The organism is Gardnerella sp. KA00127, from assembly GCF_049244125.1.
GTDB classification, from domain to species: Bacteria; Actinomycetota; Actinomycetes; order Actinomycetales; family Bifidobacteriaceae; genus Bifidobacterium; species Bifidobacterium swidsinskii.
Genome location: NZ_CP058377.1, coordinates 1,037,919 through 1,063,295 on the forward strand (window position 1 = coordinate 1,037,919; position 25,377 = coordinate 1,063,295).

General features: G+C 40.9%; 16 protein-coding genes, 1 tRNA gene and 1 pseudogene. 4 read left to right on the top strand and 14 right to left on the bottom strand.

Annotated features, from left to right (window positions below; translation table 11 throughout):
- Nucleotides 1-458: 458 nt before the first annotated feature.
- The 12 genes and pseudogenes from pulA to HXT48_RS04110 form a co-directional block, all read right to left on the bottom strand.
- On the bottom strand, nucleotides 459-6,122 hold the full coding sequence (pulA, locus tag HXT48_RS04055) for a type I pullulanase (RefSeq protein WP_421793196.1): 5,664 nt from the start codon (nucleotides 6,120-6,122) through the stop codon (nucleotides 459-461).
- A 284-nt stretch (nucleotides 6,123-6,406) separates the two neighbouring features.
- On the bottom strand, nucleotides 6,407-8,005 hold the full coding sequence (locus HXT48_RS04060) for an alpha-amylase (RefSeq protein ID WP_410309493.1): 1,599 nt from the start codon (nucleotides 8,003-8,005) through the stop codon (nucleotides 6,407-6,409).
- 224 nt (nucleotides 8,006-8,229) lie between these two features.
- A tRNA-Leu gene (locus HXT48_RS04065) sits at nucleotides 8,230-8,303 on the bottom strand.
- Nucleotides 8,304-8,535: 232 nt separating this feature from the next.
- A complete protein-coding gene (gene pyk, locus HXT48_RS04070; protein ID WP_004111304.1) occupies nucleotides 8,536-9,975 on the bottom strand; it encodes a pyruvate kinase in 1,440 nt (479 codons plus the stop codon).
- A 235-nt stretch (nucleotides 9,976-10,210) separates the two neighbouring features.
- Nucleotides 10,211-12,325, bottom strand: a complete 2,115-nt coding sequence (uvrB, locus tag HXT48_RS04075; protein ID WP_415693399.1) for an excinuclease ABC subunit UvrB — start codon at nucleotides 12,323-12,325, stop codon at nucleotides 10,211-10,213.
- 4 nt (nucleotides 12,326-12,329) lie between these two features.
- Nucleotides 12,330-13,034, bottom strand: a complete 705-nt coding sequence (gene coaE / locus HXT48_RS04080; protein WP_004111294.1) for a dephospho-CoA kinase — start codon at nucleotides 13,032-13,034, stop codon at nucleotides 12,330-12,332.
- A 69-nt stretch (nucleotides 13,035-13,103) separates the two neighbouring features.
- Nucleotides 13,104-13,676 carry a TM2 domain-containing protein gene (locus tag HXT48_RS04085; protein WP_004111293.1) on the bottom strand — a complete coding sequence of 191 codons (573 nt, stop codon included), beginning with the start codon at nucleotides 13,674-13,676 and terminating at the stop codon, nucleotides 13,104-13,106.
- 224 nt (nucleotides 13,677-13,900) lie between these two features.
- Nucleotides 13,901-14,017: pseudogene (locus HXT48_RS04090) on the bottom strand (dephospho-CoA kinase); the annotation flags it as partial.
- A gap of 55 nt (nucleotides 14,018-14,072) precedes the next feature.
- Entirely contained in the window at nucleotides 14,073-14,597 is a 525-nt protein-coding gene (locus tag HXT48_RS04095) for a GNAT family N-acetyltransferase (protein WP_415693400.1), read from the bottom strand.
- Nucleotides 14,598-14,882: 285 nt separating this feature from the next.
- Nucleotides 14,883-15,212, bottom strand: a complete 330-nt coding sequence (locus tag HXT48_RS04100; RefSeq protein WP_415691615.1) for a TM2 domain-containing protein — start codon at nucleotides 15,210-15,212, stop codon at nucleotides 14,883-14,885.
- 250 nt (nucleotides 15,213-15,462) lie between these two features.
- Nucleotides 15,463-16,965 carry a 30S ribosomal protein S1 gene (gene rpsA, locus HXT48_RS04105; protein WP_012914051.1) on the bottom strand — a complete coding sequence of 501 codons (1,503 nt, stop codon included), beginning with the start codon at nucleotides 16,963-16,965 and terminating at the stop codon, nucleotides 15,463-15,465.
- A gap of 146 nt (nucleotides 16,966-17,111) precedes the next feature.
- Nucleotides 17,112-17,996 carry a bifunctional methylenetetrahydrofolate dehydrogenase/methenyltetrahydrofolate cyclohydrolase gene (locus tag HXT48_RS04110; protein ID WP_415693402.1) on the bottom strand — a complete coding sequence of 295 codons (885 nt, stop codon included), beginning with the start codon at nucleotides 17,994-17,996 and terminating at the stop codon, nucleotides 17,112-17,114.
- Between the two features lie 121 nt (nucleotides 17,997-18,117).
- Here HXT48_RS04110 and HXT48_RS04115 point away from each other — a divergent pair, with 121 nt between their 5' ends.
- The gene (locus HXT48_RS04115; RefSeq protein ID WP_415685256.1) at nucleotides 18,118-19,170 is read left to right on the top strand and encodes a metal ABC transporter solute-binding protein, Zn/Mn family; all 1,053 of its coding nucleotides are present in this window, start codon (nucleotides 18,118-18,120) and stop codon (nucleotides 19,168-19,170) included.
- Between the two features lie 217 nt (nucleotides 19,171-19,387).
- Here the strand turns inward: HXT48_RS04115 and HXT48_RS04120 are convergent, their stop codons facing one another.
- Nucleotides 19,388-19,984, bottom strand: a complete 597-nt coding sequence (locus HXT48_RS04120) for a CarD family transcriptional regulator (protein WP_012914048.1) — start codon at nucleotides 19,982-19,984, stop codon at nucleotides 19,388-19,390.
- Between the two features lie 134 nt (nucleotides 19,985-20,118).
- Between HXT48_RS04120 and glgB the strand changes: the two genes are divergently transcribed.
- The 3 genes from glgB (at nucleotide 20,119) to HXT48_RS04135 (ending at nucleotide 24,398) form a co-directional block, all read left to right on the top strand.
- Nucleotides 20,119-22,392 (top strand): 1,4-alpha-glucan branching protein GlgB, encoded by a 2,274-nt coding sequence (glgB, locus tag HXT48_RS04125; RefSeq protein ID WP_041160487.1) that lies wholly within the window; start codon nucleotides 20,119-20,121, stop codon nucleotides 22,390-22,392.
- Nucleotides 22,393-22,408: 16 nt separating this feature from the next.
- Nucleotides 22,409-23,161, top strand: coding sequence for a response regulator transcription factor (locus HXT48_RS04130; RefSeq protein WP_004110759.1), 753 nt, complete (start codon nucleotides 22,409-22,411; stop codon nucleotides 23,159-23,161).
- A 61-nt stretch (nucleotides 23,162-23,222) separates the two neighbouring features.
- A complete protein-coding gene (locus HXT48_RS04135) occupies nucleotides 23,223-24,398 on the top strand; it encodes a sensor histidine kinase (RefSeq protein ID WP_004110763.1) in 1,176 nt (391 codons plus the stop codon).
- Here the strand turns inward: HXT48_RS04135 and HXT48_RS04140 are convergent.
- A complete protein-coding gene (locus HXT48_RS04140) occupies nucleotides 24,395-25,288 on the bottom strand; it encodes a ComF family protein (protein ID WP_102155267.1) in 894 nt (297 codons plus the stop codon). The two genes, HXT48_RS04135 and HXT48_RS04140, sit on opposite strands and share 4 nt — an antisense overlap.
- Nucleotides 25,289-25,377 lie beyond the last annotated feature (89 nt).

Genomic DNA, 25,377 nt, shown 5'->3' on the forward strand with positions numbered 1-25,377 from the left:
ACCACATACGAGCAGCGTTAAGAGCATTGTGAGATTCAGCATTCATGTTCATGTTACGCATGATAACTGCCTCCTTAAGCTCATTAGCTGACTGTGGTTCACACACAAACCTCAACCGAAGTATTCGATATTTATTTGTGTTGGAAATGATGCTAACACTGCAAAAGTACAAATGCAAATATTGATTCGTAAAATATGATTATATTTTCAAAAATATAAGCAAAACATTACTTTTTAAAAATCTCCTATAAACCATTCTTACATAAGGAAAACAGCTACTATAATTTTAAAAAACGCCCGAAATTATTCAAAGCAAAAAATTTCTAAAAATAAGCGCAACACGCAAGCAAAAATAAAAAATGAGGGTAATAGCTTAGCAATTGCTACTACCCTCATTTTTATTAAAACCTCAGTGCTTAATCACAAAACACAAAATTATGCGGAAAGCACTTTGGATTTTAATAATTGCAAGACAGATGCTTAGAACGCCTTACTTTAATCGAGAAAGCACCTGCAACAGGCAACAATATTGCAATAATAAATGCGATTGGCGCTACACTACTGCCTGTTGAACTTAACGCATGAACATTCTTCTTAACAGCATTATTTACTACTGTTATTTCAGCCCAAGCAACTTGATTACCTTTCTCGTCAACCAAAACAACCGTATGCTTTCCGGAGTATCCAGCTGGGAACTGAGCGTCGAATTGAGGCTTGCCATTAACCATGCGAACAGTCACAAACTTTGAACCATCAGCACCCTTAAGCAAACGAGGAGATGAGTAGATATACGCGTATGCATAAACTACTCCATCACGTTGCAAACGCTCAGTGAACTCGCTGTTCACAACATTAATGCTCACAGTGTTAACAACACCTGCAGTTGCAACATTATTGTTACCAACGCTAAGAGTTCCCTTTAATTCTGGATTAAGCTGCTGAACTGTTTTCGGAGCAACAGGTACAGGAGTAGATTCTGCTGGCTTAGCTGGAGCTGGTTTAGCAGAATCAGCTGGAGCCGGCTTTTCTGTTTTTTCCGACGGAACTGGCTTTTCCGACGGAACAGAAGGCTTAGACGGCTTTGATTGTTCACTGGACTCAGACGGAGTCGGCTTCGGAGCAGGAGCAGGAACTTGCTGATGCTCACCAGGTTTTGGAGCTGGAGCTGGCTTTGTGCCAGGCTGATCAGGTTTCGGCTTCTCAGGCTTCTTACTAGGATCCTCACCAGGCTTTGGCTTTTCACCAGGCTTTTCACCAGGCTCAGACGGATTCTCAGGCTGTTTGCCAGGCTCATCACCAGGCTTTGCATCCGGAGGAATTGGCTTAGATTCCTTATCTTTACTAAGCAATACTGCTGTAGAAACAGGAGCAATCTTGTATGTGCCATCATCAGCAACAGTTGCATCTTGAGCAGTATCATTCACTTTGCCATTAGCAACAAGTGCAGAATACTTCCCTGCTGGAATCTTAACTTCAGTTTCAGCATTGTTAGCGTTAAACACTACAACATATTGCTTATCTTTATCTTTAAGCGTGTAAGCAATTACACCATCAGGAGTGCCATCAATCATCTTCATGTTCTTGTTAATTGTTGCATAATCAAAATCACGAAGAGATCTAATGCTCTTGCGTAGCTTCAACAATCCCTTGAAATAGTTCACGGAATCAGACTTGTCAGCAGCACGATTCCAATCAAGAGCATTGACTACATCGCCCTTATTATAGCTATTACCTTCTCCGTTCTTAGTTCTTAAGAATTCTTGACCAAGTTGAATAAATGGCATGCCGCGAGAAAGCAAAATCATTGAATTTGCAAGCTTTACTCGCTTCAATCGTACTTCTTCAGTGTCTTTAGGCGCAGAAACTTTTAGCTTATCGTACAACGACAAGTTATCATGAGCTTCAACATACTGAACTACTTGACTTGCATCAGCAAAGTGCGTTTCAGCATTACCATTCGAGCACTTAATAGTACTCGTGCCAAATTGGCAACCAAGCAAATTATGCTCAAGCAAAGCCTTAACACCTTTATCTGTATTGCCATTTACAAAACCAGTACCCTTAGCAGCAAACACAGAACCTTTTACAGAATCGCGGAATGAATCGTTAAAGAACGCTACTCCTGGAATCTTATAAGCATTTGGTTGAATAGTAGACTCGCTCTTAGGAAGCAGTTCATTCATATCCCAGCCTTCACCGAGCACAATAATTGAAGGATCAATCTTATTAAGCTCAGCACGCACTTCCTGCATAGTCTTCAGGTCAATTAAGCCCATCAAATCAAATCGGAAGCCGTCAAGGTTGTAATTCGTAGCCCAATACTTTACAGAATCCAAAATATACTTTCGCATCATTTGACGCTCAGAAGCAGTATCGTTACCGCAACCAGAGTTACCATTCAGAGCGCCATCCTTATAACGGAAGTAGTATCCAGGAACAGTCTTGTTAAACGAATGATTTTGTGCGTTATAAACATGGTTGTAAACCACGTCCATAATCACACGCAAGCCAGCTTTATGAAGACCAGCAATCATTTGCTTAGCTTCCTGAACTCGCGTTGTTGGATTGGCAGGATCCGTAGAGTAAGATCCTTCAGGAACATTGTAGTTTTGCGGATCATAGCCCCAGTTTTGAGCACCTGGCTTTCCATAGCTCAAGTCACCAGTTTCATTCACAGAACCAAAATCATACATTGGCATGATTTGCACGTGAGTGACACCAAGCGACTTCAAATAATCAAGGCCAGAAACATTCTGCTTATCTGTAGTCTTCGTACCTGCTTCCACTACACCAAGATACCTACCGCGATGAGCATCGCTAATACCAGAGTTTGGATTGATTGAGAAGTCACGAACATCCATTTCTGCAATTGTTGCGTCACTTGGATTCGTAAAGCTTAGCATACGATTTCCAGCACTACCTGCGTCTTTATCTGCTAATACAACAGAACGCTCACCGTTTACTACTGCAGCTTTAGCATAAGGATCAGCAGAAACATTCACTGTGCCATCAGCAAAATGAACTTCATATGCGTAAGCTGTATTAGCTTTGTCACCTTCAAGCTTTACAGACCATACGCCACGATCTTCTGCTTTCATAGCTGTTTCTTTGTCTTTTTCAGCTTTTTCAGCAGTCGACTTATAAGTAATCAGCTTTACTTCAGTTGCTGTTGGAGCCCAAAGCTTGAAAGTAGTTGAAGAAGCAGAATACACAGCACCTAAATCATCGCCAGCATAAGCATATTTCTTATCGAATTCATCGGTACGAATTACGCTAGCACCAGTTTTTGAGGAAGCAGAAAGCTTAATATCTTTAGCTAATCCCTTAATACTCAACTCATACTTATGCTTAATATTAAGGTCATTCTTGGTTTCGATAGTAATCTCTGAACCCTTAGCTTTAGCAGAAGTAATTTCAACTTTCTTGCTAGGATTTTCACTAGTATCCAAAAGTGTTACGTCAGAATCTTTTACAGAAGACACGTCACCAGACACTTTTACAACTAACTTCTTTAAGCCAACAATATCAGCAGACATCACGTGAGCTGTAAGTTGCGGCATAGAAGCGTTTAAGTATACTGCCATATCATCTTGCATTAACCAGACTTCAGCACTACCCTTGTTTGGATCATTTGGATCTAGCTTAATCGCGTTGTTTGGAATACTGCGATCGCTAGGATCTTGTTTATCCCAAGCATTATTTGGCGTAGACTTTCTAACTTTGAAGCCAACACTGTCAATACCAGCATCATTCTTAGCAGTAAAGGTTGCAACTTTGCCATAATCGTCATGCGAAGTGAAGTAACGAGCAGTACCACCGGTTCCGTCATTCCAAGTCCACATATTCCAGCCTTCATAATCGCCAGCATTCCTGCGATAATGAACTGTTACCTTTAGCTCTTTGGGCTTCTTCTTAAGATTGTCTGGAGCAGTGAACTGCGTAGTATCCGATCCGCCTGTTACCCAAGCTTCAGCAAGACCACTTGCACAGTTTTCAATAGCACGATCGCCACCATCTTTACCCCAATTTTCTGTAGTAGTAATAAAGGAAAGTGACTTATTTTCAAAAGCACCATCAACCGTAGTTTCAAAAACTTTGCCGAAAGAATCCGTGCCAGTAAACTTATGCCAAGCTCCATGTAGCTCTTTACCATCCTTGTCTTTGCCCCACAAATAAACGCCAATATCGCGAGTATCATCCGCTTTTTGTGCGTAGTGGATGCGAACAGTAGTCTTTGGATTATACGCTACTGGGCAAGGATTTACTCCAACGCTACCCTTGTGATCTTGAGCTACATACGAATCAGCGTGAGCTGGAATCTTAAAGTTATTACTATCTCCTTCGTAATACCAGTAACCATTGCCATCGTTAAATACTGCTTCATAAGCTTTGCCATTGGTTGTAATTGTCTTCTTATACCAACCATCGCAAGCCTTTTGCATCTCATCGCCAGGAACTGTAGTCCAGCTTGAGCCTATGCCGTAATGAACATATACTTTTTTATCTTTAAACTTTTCGTCTGGCTTAAAGTAAATAGTTGTTGTAGGATCTTCTGGCATGCCTGCATCAGGCTTTTCTTCACCATATTTAGGATCAGATGGATCAGTGGCAGAGCCTTTTGGATGATTAGCTTTTGTTGCATCAACGTGCAATGCTACTGCTTCGCGAGCGCCAATCTTGGTTTTAACTTCACCTTTTTCAACTTTAACAGTCTTAGAGCAGTCTCCTGCAGCATACACATTACAGTACTCACCATCAGGCAAATCAGTCTTATAAGAAACTTCTTTTTCGTCAAGAGAATTGTTGATCGCTAAGAAGCCCTTCTTTTCGCGGCTAAAAGCAATGTTGTTATCGCCATCATCCTGCCAATTTGTGACTTTCGCACCTTGAACAGCATTGTAGAATCCAATCATTCCACGAATCGAAGTCCAACGCTGAGTGCACTGCCACTTTGAATTAGCACCACAAGTTACTTCCGGAACAGACGTTTCAGTTGCACCAGGAGCACCATCATCATTCTTATCGAACTTGTATCCGGAATACACGTTTGGAGTGCCGTATGGCCACGCGAGCATGAAAGCGTTTGCTAAAGCGTAACGACGACCGTCCTTATACGTAAGCACGCTGTTACCGCGCTCTGTGTCCCAATTCGTAACGAAAATAGCAGCTTTATCGCTCTTAACCATTCCGTCTTGAACTTTGTTCAAAGGCTTGCTTGCCTTCATCAGCGAGCCTTTGAAACTTTGCATAAGCTGGTAAGAGTAGCCAAACTCGTTAACTTCGCCTTCATTCAAATGCGCAGCTGGCTGAATTTGTTGAGCTTCTGAAGGATTGCCAATAGTTTCCTGCATCCACCAGATGTCATGAATCTTTTTGCTATCTTCAACACTTTCGTTGTATTGCCTTATAGCAGAAGCTTTAATGCCCCTCATATCTTCTGGCGAAATATGCTTTACAGCATCAACACGGAAACCAGCAACACCAAGCTTCAACAAATCTGCAAAATACTTACCTAAAACTTGCTGAACATGCGGCTTAGAAGTATCCAAATCAAGCAAACCAACAAGTCTGTGAGTCCAAACTTCTTCAGCATTCGTGTAATCTTTAATATTTTCAGTGCTCTTATGGAAATCATCCTTAGTGTATCCAGCGTCTTCAAAAGTCTGCGAAGCAGCATCATACTTACTACCACCAACGCCAACAGTATCCTTATTATCAACGCCAGCCATGTGATTAATCACAGCATCAGCAATAATCCCAACGCCCTTTGCCTTGCAAGTAGTAATCATATTCTTAAACTCAGCTTCAGTGCCAAGTTTAGAATTTAATTTGTAGCTCACAGGCTGGTAAGAAGTCCACCAAGCTTTACCTTTAATATGATCCTGCGGTGGAGACACCTGCACATACTTCACACCTTCAGGACCATAAGTTTGCTCACATTCCTTAGCAATACTTTTCCAATTCTGCTGGAATGCAGTAACAATAACACCCTTACTTTTAAGAGTTACATTAGTAGAAGTTTCTTTGCTATTGCTAGACTCCCCGCTAGTCGCAGCGTTTGCGCTAATTGTAACAGCAAAACCAGTTACAAGCATTGCAACAGACGCAACAACAGCAACCATCTTCGATGCAAAGTGTCGACGATGACTCATCAGTATCCTTTCCTCCATTGGTATTAACGCGCTTCTTCCTTGGATGCATTAATAGCTTTAATACACAAGCGATGGCTAGCACAACCATGATGCTAACCATCGCCCATAATGTGTATAATCAGCGGAGAAAATTGTATCATTCAAACACTACAATACCAATTTATTTACAATCAGTATCTGCTTTCAGCTTATTTATTAAAATCAGCTTACTTGTTAGAATCTAATTTTTACTAGGATCTAACTTTTGTTAGAATCTAATTTTTACCAGAACCTAACTTTTTATTAGAATCAGCCTTGTTCTTGCACAGAATCAGCACTAATTCAATCAACAGCACAGCGAAAACAACTACAATCATCAACAAAGTACTAAACGTGGAAGTACTTCCAAAATGCTCTACAGCCTTAACATGCAAAGCAATAGCAGAATAAGCTGGAATAGTTGTCTCAACTTTCCCACCATTTACAGTAACTGTGCTAGAGCATTTACGTGAAGCATATACGTTACAATACTCACCGTCAGGCAAATCAGTTTTATAACTCACATTTTTAGGCTTATCAGTATTGTTAATCGCCAAGAATCCCTTGTTTCCGCGGCTAAAAGCAATGTTATTATCGTTGTCATCCTGCCATTGAGTCACTTTCGTGCCCTTAACAGCATTGTAGAATCCAATCATTCCACGAATAGAAGTCCAACGCTGAGTGCACTGCCACTTTGAAGTCTTGCCGCACTTTACATCTGGAATGTGCGTATCAGTTGCACCAGGAGCACCGTCATCGCGCTGCGTGAACTTATATCCAGAATAAATATTTGGTGTTCCATACGGATAAGCAAGCATAAAAGCATTAGCTAACTCGTACTTTGCTCCATCCTTATAAGTGAGAACTCGAGTCGAATTGTCACGCTCAGTATCCCAGTTAGTCACAAAAATAGCGGCTTTCTTATTAGGAATAAGCTGATCTGTAATATGAGACAAATTCTCAATTGAGCCATAGAAATAATTACGCAAGCGATACGAGTATTCAAACTCATCTACTTCACCTGTACCAACATATTGATTCGGCTGAATTTTAGGATCTTGTTCAGGGAAACCAATTGTTTCTTGCATCCACCATATGTTTTCAGGCTTCGTTCCAGCAGCTTTAGCAGCAGCTTCTTTTATGCCTTTCACATCTTCAGGACACATATGTTTTGCGGCATCAACTCTAAAGCCTGCAACACCCATTTTTAGCAATTTTGCAAAATAGTTACCAAGAATTTTTTGCACATGAGACTTAGAAGTATCCAAATCAAGCAAACCAACTAAACGATAATTCCAAACGACTTGCGCATCTTTATATGTGTAAATATCTTTATCTATTTGGTGAAAATCATCTTTTGTGTAACCAGCATCCGGATAGCTTTGATTTGCCGCATCATACTTACTACCGCCAACACCTACACTATCTTTATTGCTATCACCGGTTGTGTGATTAATTACAGCATCAACAACAATTCCAACACCAGCAGCCTTGCAAGTAGTAATCATATTTTTAAACTCGTCTTCAGTGCCAAGCTTTGAATTTAGATTGTAACTAACTGGCTGGTAAGAAGTCCACCACGCTGTACCTTTAATATGATCCTGCGGCGGCGAAACCTGTACATAACTCACACCCTCAGGACCATAAGTTTGCTTACACTCTTTTGCAATACTTTTCCAATTTTGCTGAAAAGCAGTAACAATCACACCTTTTGGCGGAAGACCGTCTGTTGATTTAGTTGAAGCAAATGCCGAAGAATTTGGAACAATAGCAAAAATACACATTAATACTGTTGCTACAGCAGCAATTGCAGCAATTGCAGTAAAAGAGCACATTACATTGCGCTTGTAATTATCGATTAATTCGCAAGCATAATTACTTTTTTTACGCTCACTTACTTGCAATTGTGCACTGTGGATCATCGTTGTTCCTTTCACATACGTACAGCACTTTTCATTGTGCGAGAATACTTTTATTATTATACGCTCATTGTTTATGCACAAAACATTAAAATACAAAATAAAAACGTCGCCTAGCAAGCTAAGCGACGTCGTGCACGTGCCCCCGGTGAGACTCGAACTCACACTGCACAGATTTTGAGGCTGTTTCCTCTACCAATTGGGATACAGGGGCATTTTTAATTTTCCGCATTTTTTTGCGACTTGTTGACTATAGCACACTTTAAGCCACATGCAAATAGTTAAAGCGTTTTGCGCGTGTCGCAAATCAATAATATTAATCATACATAACATAATGCGCGCAAACTGCAAAACAGCTAGCGCGCATTATGCAAACTATACTACTGCGCAAATGCACTTAAACTAGAAGAACTAGCGTATTAGTACAAGAACGCAGAATCAAGCAATTAGTCGCAAGCACCAACGGTGTGAACGTAGATGGAGTCAGTACGACCAGCCTGGCGTTCACCCTGAGCAGTGCTCAAGATAACAATCTGATCACCATCGGAAACCTTACCAGCTTCGCGAAGAACCTTGTCGGTGAAGATCATCAAATCGTGACGATTCATGTCATGGTAATCTTCATCAATCAAGAAGCCTTCAGTGCCCCAGCTCAAAGCCAACCAACGATAAGTGTGCTCATTGTTAGTCAAGCCAAAGATTGGAGCGGTTGGGCGTTCACGAGAAATACGATGAACTGTGCGACCAGTCTGAGTGTAAGCAACAATAGCCTTAGCATTAAGCTTATCTGCCAAATCAACAGCTGCAGAAGAAACAGCACCGGTGCTAGACATATCAAGCTCAACAGCAGGAATGCGATCATAGCCGTGCTCAGTTGCGTACTGAGAAATACGGGACATGGTCTTTACGGTAACATCTGGGTACTTACCAACAGCAGTTTCGTTAGAAGTCATTGTTGCGTCAGCACCGTCGAGAACAGCGTTAGCGCAGTCAGAAGCTTCTGCACGGGTTGGAACTGGAGAGTTAACCATTGTGCCAAGAACTTCAGTAGCAACGATAACTGGCTTTGCATAGCGACGAGAAAGCTCGATGCAACGCTTGGTGACCAGTGGAACCTCTTCGAGAGGCATTTCAACAGCCATATCACCACGAGCAACCATAATGCCATCGAAGGTCTTAACAATCTCTTCCAAGTTTTCAACAGCCTGTGGCTTTTCAATCTTGGCGACAATTGGAATACGACGACCTTCTTCGTCCATGATTTCGTGAGCGCGATCAATATCGGTAGCGAAACGCACGAAGGACATAGCAATAATGTCAGCGCCGGTGCGAATAGCCCAACGAAGATCAGCCTCATCCTTTTCAGTCAAAGCTGGAAGAGAAACTGCAACACCTGGGAGGTTAATGCCCTTGTGGCTGGAAACTGGACCAGCAACAATAACCTTAGTGTGAACGTCGTTGCCTTCTACCTTGGTTACCTCAAGACGAACCTTACCGTCATCGATAAGGATTGGGTCGCCTGCGTGGCAATCTCCTGGCAAGCCCTTAAAGGTTGTAGAAGTGCGGTGCTCGTCACCTTCAACATCATCAGTAGTGATGATGAACTCCTGACCTTCTTCCAAATAAACCTTATCTTCGCCTTCAGCGTTCTTCTTGAACCAACCGCAGCGAATCTTTGGACCTTGCAAATCAACAAGAGCAGCAACATTGCGGCCAGTGGACTTGGAAGCTGCACGAACGTTGTTGTAAACGCGCAAATGATCTTCAGGAGTGCCGTGAGAACGGTTCAAACGAGCAACATCCATACCGGCTTCAACAAGCTTGGTAATACCTTCCAAGGATTCGGTAGCTGGACCAATAGTATCAACGATTTTGGCTTTACGCATAATGCCTACCTATTTTCTATTTCTGTTTATTTTTTATGAGCGATTTAATGATAGAAACCATAAAACGCCCAATTCCGCTTTCCAGTGTATCAACGTATTGTGACCGCTTATTGTATTTATTCGGCGTTTTGTGAACGCTCACAAAAAATAACATAAAATCGCAGAAAATACTTGTATAACGCTCAGATAATGCTTGAACAATAGTTGAATAATAATTGAGAATAATAGTTATTTTCTAACTTTGAGCATCGCTTATTTGACGCAACTCTTTCTTTAGATCGCGTATCTCGTCGCGCAAACGCGCTGCAAGCTCGAATTGCAACTGCTCTGCAGCAACATGCATCTGCTCATTCAAATTTTTAATCAACGACATAATATCGTCTTGCGGCAACTCAGAAACATTCGCCATACGCTTTTCTTTGCTTTGCTGCCCAAGATTTGGCTCTTTTGGCACGCCATAATGCGAGTTCCCAGCCTTATTAGCATTCCTGTAACCGCCTGCTAGCAAAGTTTGAGTATCAACATCCTCTTTAGCAAGCATGTCGTTCACATCACTAATCTTCTTTCGCAAAGGCTTAGGATCAATTCCATGAGCCTTGTTATACGCGATTTGCTTTTCACGACGGCGCTCTGTCTCGCTAATCGCCTTGCTCATAGCATCAGTAACAGTATCCGCATACATAAGAACAGTTCCAGAAACGTTACGAGCAGCACGACCAATCGTCTGAATAAGCGAACGGTAAGATCTTAAGAAACCTTCCTTATCTGCATCCAAAATCGCAACAAGCGAAACTTCCGGCAAATCCAAACCCTCACGAAGTAAATTAATGCCAACAATCACGTCAATTTTTCCTTCGCGAAGCTCGCGCAAAAGCTCCACTCTGCGCAAAGTATCAACATCCGAATGCAAATACTCAACTTTAATACCAAGCTCAAGGAAGTAATCAGTTAAGTCTTCCGCCATTTTCTTCGTAAGCGTAGTAACAAGAACGCGCTCATCTTTTGCTACTCGCGCCTTGATTTCCGCAAGCAAATCGTCAACCTGCCCTTCCACAGGTCGAACCTCAATCTTAGGGTCAAGCAAGCCAGTTGGGCGAATAATCTGCTCAACTACGCCATCCGAAAGCCCAAGCTCGTAATCTCCAGGCGTTGCAGAAAGATACACAGTTTGACCAACATGCTCCAAAAATTCTTTCCACTTTAACGGGCGATTATCCATTGCAGAAGGCAGCCTAAAGCCATGCTCTACAAGCGTTCTTTTGCGCGAAGCGTCGCCTTCATACATGGCTCCAATTTGCGGAACTGTTACATGTGACTCGTCTAAAACAAGCAAAAAGTCATCTGGGAAAAAGTCAAGCAAAGTATGCGGAGGCGTGCCAGCCGCACGGCCGTCAAAATGCCTAGAATAATTTTCCACTCCTGGGCACACTCCAACCTGGCGGAGCATCTCCAAATCATACGTAGTTCGCATCTCTAAACGCTGAGCTTCCAGCAATTTATTTTGCTTTTTAAGCTGCGCTACTCTTTCATCACGCTCTTTTTCAATCGCCTTTAACGCGCACTCCATGCGCTCAGGTCCTGCAATATAGTGAGATGCTGGGAAAATATGAACGCTACTCTCCTGGCGAATTACTTCCCCCGTAAGCGGATGCAACATGGTAATTCTGTCAATTTCGTCGCCAAAGAACTCAATTCTCACAGCTAATTCTTCGTACACTGGAATAATCTCGACTGTGTCACCTCGCACTCTAAAAGTTCCGCGCGTAAACGCAATATCGTTGCGCTTGTATTGCATGCTCACAAATTGGCGTAATAAATCGTCTCGCTCAAGCTGATCACCAACGCTTAGCATAAGCATTCGCTCGGCATACTCCTCTGGAGTACCAAGGCCGTAAATGCAAGAAACAGTAGCCACAACAACGCAATCCCGTCGAGTAAGTAAATTTGCTGTAGCTGCGTGACGAAGACGCTCAACATCGTCGTTAATATTCGAGTCTTTTTCAATATACGTGTCTGTTTGCGGAATATACGCTTCTGGCTGGTAGTAATCGTAGTAAGACACAAAATAGCTCACAGCATTATCTGGCATAAGCTCACGAAACTCTGCGCAAAGCTGAGCTGCCAAAGTTTTATTCGGCTCAATAATAAGGGTAGGCCTTTGCAAACGCTCAATAAGCCAAGCGGTTGTAGCGGTTTTACCAGTTCCTGTAGCACCCATTAAAACAACGTCGTTTTCGCCGTTTTCAATGCGATTAGCCAGCTCGTCGATTGCTTGCGGCTGATCTCCTGAAGGCTTGTATGGCGCTTTTACTACAAAAGGCTTGTTTGTGCGCTGAATTTTATTCGACATGTATTTACTTCCCCAGTTTCGTCATTTCAGCACTTTTATTGTTTGCGTCACACAACCATGATTTTAGCGTATTGTCAACACTGTTAAGCATCGATTCCATTGGTTTAGTGGAATCAACTACAAAATCTGCGATATTTTTTCGCATTTTACTAGGAAGCTGACTATTTATGCGCGCCAAAGCCTGATCCTCAGTCATATTTCGCTCGCTTATCATTCGTTTAACGCGAATTTCTTGAGGCGCTTCAACAGTAATAATATGGTCAAAACTAAATGGAATGCTGTCGATTACTTGCGCAAGGAGCGGAATATCGTGCACAATAACTGAATTTATACTGTCCAACACGTTGCGATTTTCCTTAGAAATTTTACTAATATACTCGCTTTCATACTTGCTTTCTAAGAGCTTTGCGCAATCATAAATAGCAGGATGAATAAGCGACTCAAGCTTCTTACGATTTGCACAACTCTCATCGGAGTACCCAAAAACATGCTTTGCAATAAACTCGCGATTTAAAGAGCCATCATTCAAAACGACATTCTCCCCAAAAATGCTTACGATTTGCTGAAATACGTAACCTCCTGGCTTCACAACCTCGCGCGATAAAACATCGTAATCTATAACAAAAGCGCCAAGCGAACGCAAATGGTTTACTACAGTAGATTTTCCAGCTGCAATTCCGCCCGTTACAGCAATCCGCATCATTGTCATATATAAATTATAAATAATGCCCCGGCAAATAATTACCAGGGCATTATACGCTAAATAATAATTGTAAAATTAGTCTTGAAGTTCAGCTCCATCGGCATCCTTATGCCACTTAGAACCAGGCTGAGAGCAAAGAATGCAAATTCCTTCAATAAATGCCCAAATTCCAGAAACAAAAGCCAGCAAGCCGAAAGAAAGAATAGAAATAAGCAGCTGAGCAACAGCCTTGCCTTTAAAACCAAGATAGAAATTGTGCACACCCAAAGCACCCAAAAAAATGGCTAACAGGCCTGCAGCAATCTTGTTACGAGAGCTTCTGTATGTGTTTGATGAATAATTAGACCCATAGTTAGAGTATGAAGATGCTTGATTGTACTGAGGAGTAGACTGAGAGTACTGACCATATTGCGGCTGAGCATTGTATTGCGGCTGAGCATATGAATTCTGATCATACTGAGTCTGACCATACTGTGGCTGAGCATTGTACTGAGTATGAGCACCATACTGGGATTGGTTGTTATATTGTGGCTGAGCCTGGTTATACTGCTGGGACTGATCATTGTACTGTGGTTGTCCGTACTGAGTCTGTCCGTCAGAGCCGGAGTAATCTCCAGTTTGATTATCTAAATCACTCACAATAATCACACTTTCTCTCGTAAGAAATTTATTTTCTTAAAAACTGTATAATAAAAAATTAATAAATCAAAGCGTTATTACTAAAGATATTAAAAGATGCCCCGATGATTACTCACCGAGGGCATCTTATTTATAAGCTTTTAGTAGAAAAATACTTCTTTTCGCTCAAAAGCTGTTCACACAAAGCTGCGAGCTGATCGGAATCAGCTAAAGCACCTTCGATAGAAGTTTCATTCACGCGCTAAAACATCGTAATCTATAGCAAACGCGCCAAGCGAACGCAAATGATTTACTACTGTAGATTTTCCAGCTGCAATTCCGCCCGTTACAGCAATCCGCATCATTGTCATATTTTGATTATAAACGATACATTTCTCACAATAGCGTAAATTTTCATTGACCCTACTAAAACTTCTTATATAATACGCAGTAAATAGGCCCGTAATAGGATTTCCAATTATCGGTTAATAAACTGTATCCAAGCTTGTTATAAAAATCTAAAGCAACAGCATTGTTATCTTTTTTTGTAGATAAAATTATTGTTTTATATAATTCAAGATTTTCGACTTTCTTCATAAGCGCACTGCCCACACCTAAATGTTGAAATTCGGTGTCTACAAACAACTCATTTAGCTCTAAGCTTTGATTGAACCAATCATAATTTTCTGATAAAAATGGCTTAATTTGATGCGCATACCAATTATCTTGTAATAATTCTATGCCATATAAAACACCGATAATACGATTATTCATCATAGCAACAAGTAAAAGCGCACTATTGTTATATTTCAAACTATCTAATATGCGTTCACGAACATTATCTATACGATCTAGTTCTTTAGGGAATGCTTTTAGATATAAATCTAAAAGCATATTCATATTATCTTTGGCTTCTAAATAATCTAATTTTTTAATTTCAATATTCTTCATAAAAACCCTTTATACAAGCTACTATCCGTATTACAACACAACATATTTAATCGACATATACATATTTGATTCTACATAACCATCGTTATATAAGTACTAATTATCTCTGCAGCATTAATGAAATTAAAAAATATGCAATATTAAAGAATAAGTGTATTTACTATATTATTCATTTGTTCTAATATTTTAGGCATAAAAATAAAAGATGCGTTTTGAAAATTGAATTCTAAAACGCATCTTTTATTTGTAAAATTACTTATAAATCTTAATACTAAATATTTATTTTTAGTCTTTTAACTCGGCACCATCAGCATCTTTGTGCCACTTACTTCCAGGCTTTGAGCAAAGAATCAAAATACCCTCAACCAATGCCCATATTCCCGTAATAATCAACAGGAACCCAAAGGAAAGAACAGAAATAAGCAGCTGTGCAATCGCCTTTCCTTTAAAACCAAGATAAAAATTGTGAATACCTAATGTGCCTAAGAAAATCGCTAGCAAACCTGCAACAATTTTCTTGCGCGAGCTTACTAAAGTTGCTTTAGTGTTCTCCCCACTATTCCCATCGTACGAAGGGAACTGAGCATTTTGCTGGTTGTTTTCCAAAGTGTTCATATTTTAACCATCCTTTTAGTAAATACGATTAGTAAATACGATTGACGTTTTACATCATATAATCACGATTATTAAAAGAAAATTGATTGTACTTATATTTAATTACAAAACTTGAGTTATAAAATACTTGTCAAATGTACTCAAAATAGACGTCAAACATTATGAACAACAATACGCAAGATGCCCCCGATGATTAGTCACCGAGGGCATCTTACTGTTTTATTTACAAGCTTCTAGTAGAAAGTAGAAACTACTTCTTTTCGTTCAAAAGCTGTTCACGCAAAGCTGCGAGCTGATCAGAATCAGCTAAAGCACCTTCACTAGTTGCTTCAGAAGAATAGTTGGAAGCAACTTCTTCCTTCTTTTCTTCCTTAGCTGGCTTCTTTTCAGCTTCTTCGCTCTGACCGTCAGCAGCAGCAGATTCAGCTGCAGCCGCAAGTTCCTTAGCAGCGAATGCCTTGTGCTCTTCCCAAAGCTGGTGTGCTGCAGCATACTGAGCTTCCCACTCTTCGCGCTGCTGTTCGTAACCGACCATCCATTCGTTAGTGTTTGGATCGAAGCCTTCTGGGTACTTGTAGTTGCCTTCAGCATCATATTCAGCTGGCATACCGTAGAGAGCTGGATCAAAATCTTCAGAATTTGGATCTACAGCTTCAGTAGCTTGCTTCAAGGAGAGGGAGATGCGACGACGATCGAGATCAACGTCGATAACCTTCACGAATACTTCTTCGCCACCCTTAACAACAGTTTCTGGGTTCTCTACGTGACGGTTTGCAAGCTCAGAAATGTGAACCAAGCCCTCAATGCCATCTTCAACGGAGATGAACACACCGAACTGAACAATCTTTGTGACCTTGCCCTTAACGACCTGTCCAGGAACATGAGTGCGAGCGAAGCGCTGCCATGGATCTTCCTGAGTTGCCTTAAGGGAAAGGGAAATACGTTCGCGATCGAGATCAACGTCGAGAACTTCAACGGTAACCTTATCGCCAACCTTAACAACCTCAGATGGATGATCAATGTGCTTCCAGGAAAGCTCAGAAACGTGAATGAGACCGTCAACTCCGCCGAGATCAACAAACGCACCGAAGTTTACGATAGAAGACACAACGCCTTCGCGAATCTGACCCTTCTTAAGCTGCGAGAGGAAGGTCTCACGAACTTCAGACTGAGTCTCCTCAAGGAACTGGCGACGAGAAAGCACAACATTGTTGCGGTTCTTATCGAGCTCGAGAATCTTAGCCTTAATCTTCTGGCCAATGTATGGAGAAAGATCGCGCACGCGACGCATCTCAACCAAGGAAGCTGGCAAGAAGCCGCGAAGACCGATATCAACAATCAAGCCGCCCTTAACAGCTTCAATAACGGTACCTTCAACGATGCCGTCTGCATCCTTAATCTTCTCGATGTCACCCCAAGCGCGCTCATACTGTGCACGCTTCTTGGAGAGAATAAGACGTCCTTCCTTGTCTTCCTTAGTTACAACAAGGGCTTCAATGGTGTCGCCAACCTCGACAACATCATCTGGATCAACGTCTTTTTTGATGGAAAGTTCACGGGAAGGAATTACACCTTCAGTTTTGTAGCCGATGTCTAGCAATACTTCGTCGTGATCAATCTTTACGACGGTACCTTCAACTAAATCACCATCATCAAAATTTTTGATGGTTGAATCGACTGCCTTGATGAAGTCTTCTTCGGTGCCAATATCATTAATCGCAACCTTGGCGACTTCGTTATTATTCTCTGCCATTAGTTATTAGTGGTTTCTTCTTGGGGTGGATATTACTCGATATTTAATTATGTATTTACGTTACGTGTGCATACTATGCACACGCTTTGTCGATTTTATATACAGGTATAGCCAAAATTTACGCTTTACTTCGGGCGTGTCGCATTTTATTTGCAATTAGCTGCTCGCTCAGCCATATCTACAACATTCGCCAGCAACATAGCTCGAGTCATCGGACCTACTCCACCAGGATTCGGAGAATACGCTCCAGCAATTTCTCGACAAGCTGAATCAACATCACCTTTTACACGGTATCTGCCAGCCTCTTCATCAAAAACACGAGATACACCAACATCAACAAGAACAACGCCAGGTTTAATATCTTCAGGCTTAACAAAACCAGCACAACCCATTGCTGCAATTATTACATCAGAACGGCGCATAATCTCCTGAACATTCCGAGTATGCGTATGGCACAACGTAACAGTTGCATCTACTCCCCTGCGTGTTAACAGAAGACCAATAGTACGCCCAACCGTAATGCCACGACCAAGCACACAAACTTCCTTACCAGAAAGTTCAATACCGTACTCATCAAGCAAAGCTAAAATTCCACGCGGCGTGCACGGCAAAGGTGTTGTAATATTACCGGAAATATGCGTAACAAGTTCACCCAAATTATATGGATGCATTCCATCACAATCTTTTGCAGGATCAATAGAAGAAATAACTTTTTGAGCATCAATACCTTTTGGCAATGGCAGTTGCACAATAAATCCAGTACAAAGAGGGTCATTATTTAATTTCTGTAAAGCAGCAAGAATCTCATCTTCAGTAGCATCTTCTGGTAAATCGCAACGAATAGAATTAATCCCCACTTCTTCGCAATCACGATGCTTACCAGCAACATATTTCAACGAACCAGGATCACTACCTACAAGCAACGTACCCAAACCTGGATCAATGCCTTTTTTATGTAAAATAGCAACGCGCGCTGCCAAATCTTTTTTAATTTTACTAGCTAAAGCCTTACCATCTAACACAATAGTCATAAAAAATTCCTCCCAACTCGCACAATTCGTAAGGATAGGCTATCGTGAAGTATAGAAGATATGGGTCGACTAACAATTTTACGTGCGCCGACGCACCATTATCACGGGAGGAGTCACAGTGATGCGTACCGTTCTTTGTGCAGTAAAGAAGTTTGGAAAAACTGCCATAACATGCCTTATTGCTTCTGCAGTAATACTTGGATTTGCAGCTTGTGGAAAAACTGAGGAAAAACCAAAAGAAAAACCAAAAGCTGCAACAAATATTTCTGTTGTATCCACTGTTGACACCTGGGGTAGCTTAGCTCAAGAGATCGGTGGCTCTGACGTCAAAGTTGAATCAATTATGACTGGCTCAGATACAGACATATCGTCGTTTAAACCTAGCTCAAAAGATTTAAAAAATATGCAGAATGCACAAGTATTAGTTACAAATGGTGCAGGCTACGATGATTGGGCAAACAAAGTACACCCAGCTAAAGCTGAAGTGCTTAGTGCAGCAGGTACTGTAGGAGCACTTAACGGAGACAATCCATATCTTTGGTTTTCTCACGATGCTAGGGATGCTATGGCATCTGCCATGGCTGACACCTTCTCCAAAGTTTTGCCATCAAAAAAGCAAGCTTTTTCTAAGCGACTAGCACAATGGCAGGAAAAGGAAAAGAAATTAACCACCTACTTAAGTGATTTCTCTAAAGAAAATGGTAACGCAAAGTATGCTTCTACATCTCCTATTCTTTTCTGGCTAATGTCTGATGCCAATTTGAAAGATAGCTCACCTAAAGAATATGTTGACGCAGTAAATAACAATAATGAACCAGAACATTCAAGCGTTGAGGAGTTTCAGAAGCTTATTGAAGGTCGCAAAATTGATGTGTTGATTAGCGATAGCCAGCAAGGAAACGATGTTCTGAACTTGCTAAGCGGAATCGCAGGACGCAGCTACACGTCTACAGTACGAGTAAGCGAACTTATGCCAAAATACGCAGATCAGCTTGATAAATGGATTATGAAGATTTGTGACGACCTACATAATGCTGTAAAAGCGACAAAGGATATGCGTAAAGACATTGATGATAAAGAGTCTCAAAAAAAGCCAATCACTGAGAAGCCACATGTAGCAAAGAATACTAATCCTAAAAATTCTAACCAAGGTCAGCAAGATCCAGGTAAGTAAATTTAGGTGAATCTATAAACATAAAAATCCTTGCATTTTACAAATGCAAGGATTTTTTATTATCTGTTTTAAGCAAGAACAAAAGCAAAACATACAATAAATACGTAAGCAAATATATAAGCAAAAGCCCTTCTAACTCGCCGATATACCGACATTTAGAAGGGCTTAAAATAATATGAACAATTAATATTTATTTATTTATTTTGCATATCGCAAATCATTTTTTCTTAGATTTCTTGCTACGCTCTTCTAACAGCGCTAAAGTTCGCGATGCAGGCTCTTCTGGAGCTACAGTATGGTGATTTTCATCGCCTTCTTGAGGCTCCTTGTATCCAAGATTCACATCTAAAAGTCGCTCCGCCTCAATCTCATCAATCTTTTCAGACAAAGCAATTTCGGAAATTAAAATACTGCGAGCGCGAGCAAGCATTCGCTTTTCTCCTGCAGATAAACCATGTTCATCAACATCTCGCTGAGATAAATCACGAACTACTTCAGCAATATTGTTAACATCGCCAGTAGCAATCTTCTCTACATTAAGCTTGTAGCGTCTAGACCAATTCATCTCTTTTTCAACTATTGGAGTACGCAAAATCTCAAAAACTTTTGCAACTTCTTGCGCTCCAACAATGTCTCGCACGCCAACTTTTTTAACATTATCGACAGGTACGTTAATTTCTAAACCATCAGATGATAACACTACCAATCGTAAATATTGACGAGTTACACCTTTTACGGTGCGCTCACTAATTTCTTCAACACGAGCCGCACCATGACGAGGATAGACGACCATATCGCCGACTTGATATTCCACAGAACCCTCCGTATGCACAGAAAAACTCATAACAGTTTCCCATAAGGTCACGACTTGAAAAAATTTTCATATTTTTTTCACAATAGCGCGAAACACACGCGACTTACAGCAATAAAGCATGTATGATAGTCAGCATGAGTACAGTTACTAACATCAATGAAGATGCAGTCGCAGTTCCAGTCCGACAGGATGTATTAGCTGCGGTGAGCAATGCAGAATATTACAATCCACATGAGGTTCTTGGAGGTCACCTTGGAACTGGCAAAGGTGCCGACACTGTAACCGTCCGCGTATTGCGCCCTATGGCAAAGAAAGTTGTTATTCTTACTAAGAACGGTGAATACGAAGCTAAACACGAATATAACGGCATCTTTACAGCTGTTATTCCTGCAGTAAAGCATACAAAAACAAAGTCTTGGTCTGTTCCTAGTTATCGCGTTTACACTGTGGAAATAGACGGTTCTGAGTCCACAGATGATGATCCTTACCGTTATTTGCCTCAAGTTGGCGAACTTGACATGTACTTATTTGGAGAAGGTCGTCATGAGCGTCTTTGGGAAGCATTAGGCGCACACGTCAAAACGATAACAGATTCATGGGGACTTATATCTCCTGAAACTGGAAAGATGGTAAAGAAAGTTACTGGTACTGCTTTCTCAGTGTGGGCACCAAATGCTCGTGCAGTACGCGTAGTTGGTAACTTTAATTACTGGAATGGTCGTCGCCACGCTATGCGCTCACTCGGCTCTTCTGGCATTTGGGAACTTTTTATTCCAGGAGTTACAGCAGGAGAAGTATATAAGTACGAAATTCTTACACAATCTGGCAATTGGATTATGAAAGCCGATCCAATGGAGCGCTCTCATGAAGTTCCACCAAACACAGGATCTGTTGTTGTTGATTCTGAGTTTAAGTGGCACGATACTGATTGGATGGATGAGCGCGCAAAAACAGATGCCCACAATGGTCCAATAAGCATTTACGAAGTACAAGCTAACAGCTGGAATCGCGATTTGGGTAATTATCGCGAACTTGCTGATCATTTAGTTGATTATGTGCAAAGAGAAGGCTTTACTCACGTCGAGTTTATGCCGTTGACACAATATCCATTCTCTGGATCTTGGGGATATCAAGTAACGGGTTATTATGCAGTAGATTCTCGCCTTGGCTCCCCTGATGACTTTAAGTACTTGGTAGATAAACTCCACAAAGCAGGCATTGGTGTCATTATGGATTGGGTTCCAGCTCACTTCCCTAAGGATGACTTTGCACTCGGTCGTTTTGATGGCACAGCATTATATGAAGATCCTGATCCTATGCGAGGCGAGCATCCTGATTGGGGTACTTACATCTTCAACTTTGGTCGTCATGAAGTTCGTAACTTCTTGGTTGCTAATGCTTGCTTCTGGCTTGATGAATACCATGTTGACGCGTTGCGCGTTGATGCAGTATCCTCAATGCTTTACTTGGATTACAGCCGTGAAGCAGGACAGTGGAGACCAAATATCTACGGCGGACGCGAAAATCTTGAAGCAATTGACTTCATTAAGGAAGCAAACGCAACTGCATACAAGAATAATCCTGGCATCATGATGATTGCTGAGGAATCCACTGCTTATCAAGGCGTAACTGCACCAACCGATATGGGCGGCTTAGGATTCGGCTTGAAGTGGAATATGGGCTGGATGCACGACACTTTGCAATACCTTAAAGAGGAGCCAATTAATCGTCGTTGGCATCATAACGAAATTACATTCTCAATGGTTTATGCATACTCTGAGCATTATGTGTTGCCATTAAGCCACGATGAAGTTGTGTACGGTAAGGGTTCGTTACTTGGAAAGATGCCAGGAGACGAATGGCAACAGTTCGCAGGATTACGCGCATTGCTTGCATACCAGTGGTCTCATCCAGGCAAGAACCTTCTGTTCATGGGTGGAGAAATTGGACAGTCCAGCGAATGGAACTTCAATACTTCTCTTAACTGGAATGAGCTGCAATGGCCGTTCCATCAAGGTGTGCAAAAGCTTGTTGCAGATTTGAATACTCTGTATAAGAGCTCTCGCGCATTCTGGAGTCAAGACTTTACTCCTGATGGTTTCCAGTGGCTTACAAGCGACGATTCCGATCACAATACTTTAAGCTACATGCGTATTGGCGACGACGGAGAAGAAATCGTTGTAGTAGTAAACTTCTCAGGTCAAGCTTGGCAAGACTATCAGGTTGCGTTACCAAAAGACGGACAGTGGGAAGAGATACTCACAACTGATGATGCAAAGTATTGCGGATCTAATATTCACAACGGCACATTCACTGCTACTGCTGCAGAGTATCATTCTCGACCATACTCTGCAAGAATCACTGTTCCAGCGTTAGGTGCGGTATTCTTGAAGCCAGTACAACACTGAAAGGTCTTTTTAAAATATGCTAAACGCTCCATCAGCTAGCGTAAATGCTCGTACAATTCTCGTTGTTGAGGATGAGCCAGATCTTGCTACAGCAATTGCACAACGCATTACTGCACAAGGCTGGAGAGCAAGAGTCGCTACAGATGGAGCGTCTGCTGTTAGAGCTGCCGAACAACTAAAACCTGATCTCATAATTATGGATATTATGCTTCCTATTATGGATGGGATTGAAGCAACTCGACGAATTATCTCCAAAATGCCTGTTCCTATCCTCATGTTAACAGCACGCGACGCAGAAGCCGATAAAATTGTTGGCTTAAGCGCAGGCGCAGATGATTACATGACTAAACCATTTTCGCCACGTGAGTTAATTGCTCGTTGCGCAGCATTGCTGAGACGCGTAGAACGCGCATCGCAAATAGCAAAGACAATGGAACATGAACGCACAATTAATTTTGGGTCACTTATTATTAGACCTCGTCAAAGACTTGTAACTTTAAACGACAAAGAGGTACATTTTACACCAACTGAGTTTGACTTGCTCGCTACTCTAGCTCGTCATCCTCATACTGTATTTAAGCGTGAAAAGTTACTTGAAGAGGTGTGGGATTGGCCGGATGCTTCTGGAACTCGCACAGTAGATTCACACATTAAGTCTTTGAGACATAAAATTGGATCGGAATGGATTCGTACTGTACACGGAATAGGATACGCATTCGAGCCACCTATTAGTGATTACGACAAAGTTCTGCAATCACAAGTTTCATAAATAATTATTACTTTCATAAATAGTAAATAATTACAACACTTTAGCTTCGGAAAATTCGTAAATGGTATTAGAAAATAAAATAGATAATGCTAATTCTGAGCAATATAAAAATACTAAACAACGTAATTTATTAAATAAAAACTCAAATGCTCAACTTAAAAATAAGTCAAAAATGCGATTTACGAATTCTTCTGTAAAGCATAATTATCCAAATCGACCTGTCGGATTTTTTTCATCTCTAAAAATTGAACTTTCGGCAATTATTGTTTTTGCAACAGCAATTGCTTTCGTAATGGCATGGTTTTTACTTAAAACTGGTCTAAATGGCTGGATTGCAATGCCATTAACACTTATTGTTGCTCTGGGAATTACATACATTTTTTCTAGAGGACTTACAGCACCACTTCGTCAAATGAAAAATGCTGCAGAAGCTATGGCTGACGGCGACTATTCTGTGCGAGTTGCTGTAGAAAATCGTCGTGACGAAGTAGGTAAATTAACTCTTGCATTTAATGAAATGGCAGAAGAACTTGAACATGCAGATCAAATGCGTAGAGAGCTTATAGCAAACGTAAGTCACGAACTGCGCACTCCTGTTTCTGCTTTACAAGCGATGCTTGAAAATCTTGCAGACGGAGTTGTTGATCCTACTCCATCTAATATGGAAGCTATATTAAACCAAACTCATAGACTTGCTGATCTTATTACTTTCCTTCTTGATTTATCTAGAGTTGAAGCAGGCGCGGAAAGCCTTAATATAACTTCATTTAATTTCACAGACTTTATTGACGAAATTATCGAACCACTAGAAATAGCTGATTCAGGTCATAATCATAATATTGAAGTTCAAATTAATGATGAGATTGAATTAACAGGAGATCAAGCTCGCCTTTCGCAACTTTTTACTAATATTATTTCTAACGCTCTAAAACATTCAGACGATGGAACTCGTGTTCTTATAAGTGCTCATATTAATCACAGCCAAAACTCTGTAATATGCAATGTTGTGAATTTCGGAGAACAAATTCCTCAAGAAGATCGCGCCGATATTTTCAGAAGATTTGTTAAAGGAAATCAGCGAATTGGCACAGAATCAGGAGGAACAGGATTAGGATTATCAATTGCTCGTTGGGCTGCACAATTGCACCATGGAACTGTAAAAGTAGTAGACGATAAACGCGGTCCGAACTTTGAAATTGCGCTTCCGCTAAACTATAGCAATACAATAGCAAACTAACATTTGTAATTTGCTGTACGATTATCCTTATTGCATACACATGCTAAAGAAAAGCATGCTAAAACAGTAATTCCACTATTCTGTAAAGTTGAAACGCAGCTATTCATAGTTGAGCCAGTAGTTACAATATCATCCAATACAATAGCTTTGTACTCGCGTTGATTTTCAAACTTTTGCTTTCTCAATTCTTTAAAATCGATGCTAAACGCCTTAGAAATTCTGTTAGACCTTCCGCGAAAACCGGAAGTTTGCACTGATTTCGCAGTAATTCTAGCATCCATACTTACAATATCTAAAACGTATGCTCTAATGCCACTATTACACAATCGTTTAGCAACACAATTTGCAACAGGCAACATATGCTTACGTCCACGATGCCTTGATGAATGCTTAGACGACGGGACTGGTATAACAAATATAGGTTTTTCACTTATATAACAAGAATGCGAGCGCAAAAATTTAGATATAACTTCTACTACTAAATCGCCAATAAGTTCACCAAATATTTTGTCACATGCAATATCGAAATGATCCTTCCACAATAATATTGAGCGGCGAACAACCGTAGAATACGAACCACACGCGTAGCGATATCCACATACTGTTCTGGCAAATGGTGCACGTTTCCAGCATTGCAACGCTTTCTTGCAGTTTTCACACAATATATAATCTGGAGTATCACAGCCTGCACATGCGCGAGGCAAAAATAAATTAAATAAAGCAATCGCTACATTCTTCCAACTAGCAAAACGCCAATTTATAAAATCAACATCCTTGTTTTCACATACACCACAAGGTACAGATGCGTGACATGCTAATCCCCCATGAGATGTCACGCTTCTATACTTCTTTTTGTTTTGGTGGTTTATAACCTTGCGTCTCCCAACCATAATGACAGCATATGCGATAGCTTATTGGCTATGCAAATAAAAAATGTTATTGTGGATAAAAGGTATCTTAAAATGAAAAATTAATAAAA

What these genes read in the sequence shown, in the direction of transcription:
- pulA (WP_421793196.1), bottom strand. Translation starts at nt 6,122, where the DNA reads ATGGTTGCTGTTGTTGCGTCTGTTGCAATGCTTGTAACTGGTTTTGCT.
- HXT48_RS04060 (WP_410309493.1), bottom strand. Translation starts at nt 8,005, where the DNA reads ATGTGCTCTTTTACTGCAATTGCTGCAATTGCTGCTGTAGCAACAGTA.
- pyk (WP_004111304.1), bottom strand. Translation starts at nt 9,975, where the DNA reads ATGCGTAAAGCCAAAATCGTTGATACTATTGGTCCAGCTACCGAATCC.
- uvrB (WP_415693399.1), bottom strand. Translation starts at nt 12,325, where the DNA reads ATGTCGAATAAAATTCAGCGCACAAACAAGCCTTTTGTAGTAAAAGCG.
- coaE (WP_004111294.1), bottom strand. Translation starts at nt 13,034, where the DNA reads ATGACAATGATGCGGATTGCTGTAACGGGCGGAATTGCAGCTGGAAAA.
- HXT48_RS04095 (WP_415693400.1), bottom strand. Translation starts at nt 14,597, where the DNA reads ATGAAGAATATTGAAATTAAAAAATTAGATTATTTAGAAGCCAAAGAT.
- HXT48_RS04100 (WP_415691615.1), bottom strand. Translation starts at nt 15,212, where the DNA reads ATGAACACTTTGGAAAACAACCAGCAAAATGCTCAGTTCCCTTCGTAC.
- rpsA (WP_012914051.1), bottom strand. Translation starts at nt 16,965, where the DNA reads ATGGCAGAGAATAATAACGAAGTCGCCAAGGTTGCGATTAATGATATT.
- HXT48_RS04110 (WP_415693402.1), bottom strand. Translation starts at nt 17,996, where the DNA reads ATGACTATTGTGTTAGATGGTAAGGCTTTAGCTAGTAAAATTAAAAAA.
- HXT48_RS04115 (WP_415685256.1), top strand. Translation starts at nt 18,118, where the DNA reads ATGCGTACCGTTCTTTGTGCAGTAAAGAAGTTTGGAAAAACTGCCATA.
- glgB (WP_041160487.1), top strand. Translation starts at nt 20,119, where the DNA reads ATGAGTACAGTTACTAACATCAATGAAGATGCAGTCGCAGTTCCAGTC.
- HXT48_RS04130 (WP_004110759.1), top strand. Translation starts at nt 22,409, where the DNA reads ATGCTAAACGCTCCATCAGCTAGCGTAAATGCTCGTACAATTCTCGTT.
- HXT48_RS04135 (WP_004110763.1), top strand. Translation starts at nt 23,223, where the DNA reads ATGGTATTAGAAAATAAAATAGATAATGCTAATTCTGAGCAATATAAA.
- HXT48_RS04140 (WP_102155267.1), bottom strand. Translation starts at nt 25,288, where the DNA reads ATGGTTGGGAGACGCAAGGTTATAAACCACCAAAACAAAAAGAAGTAT.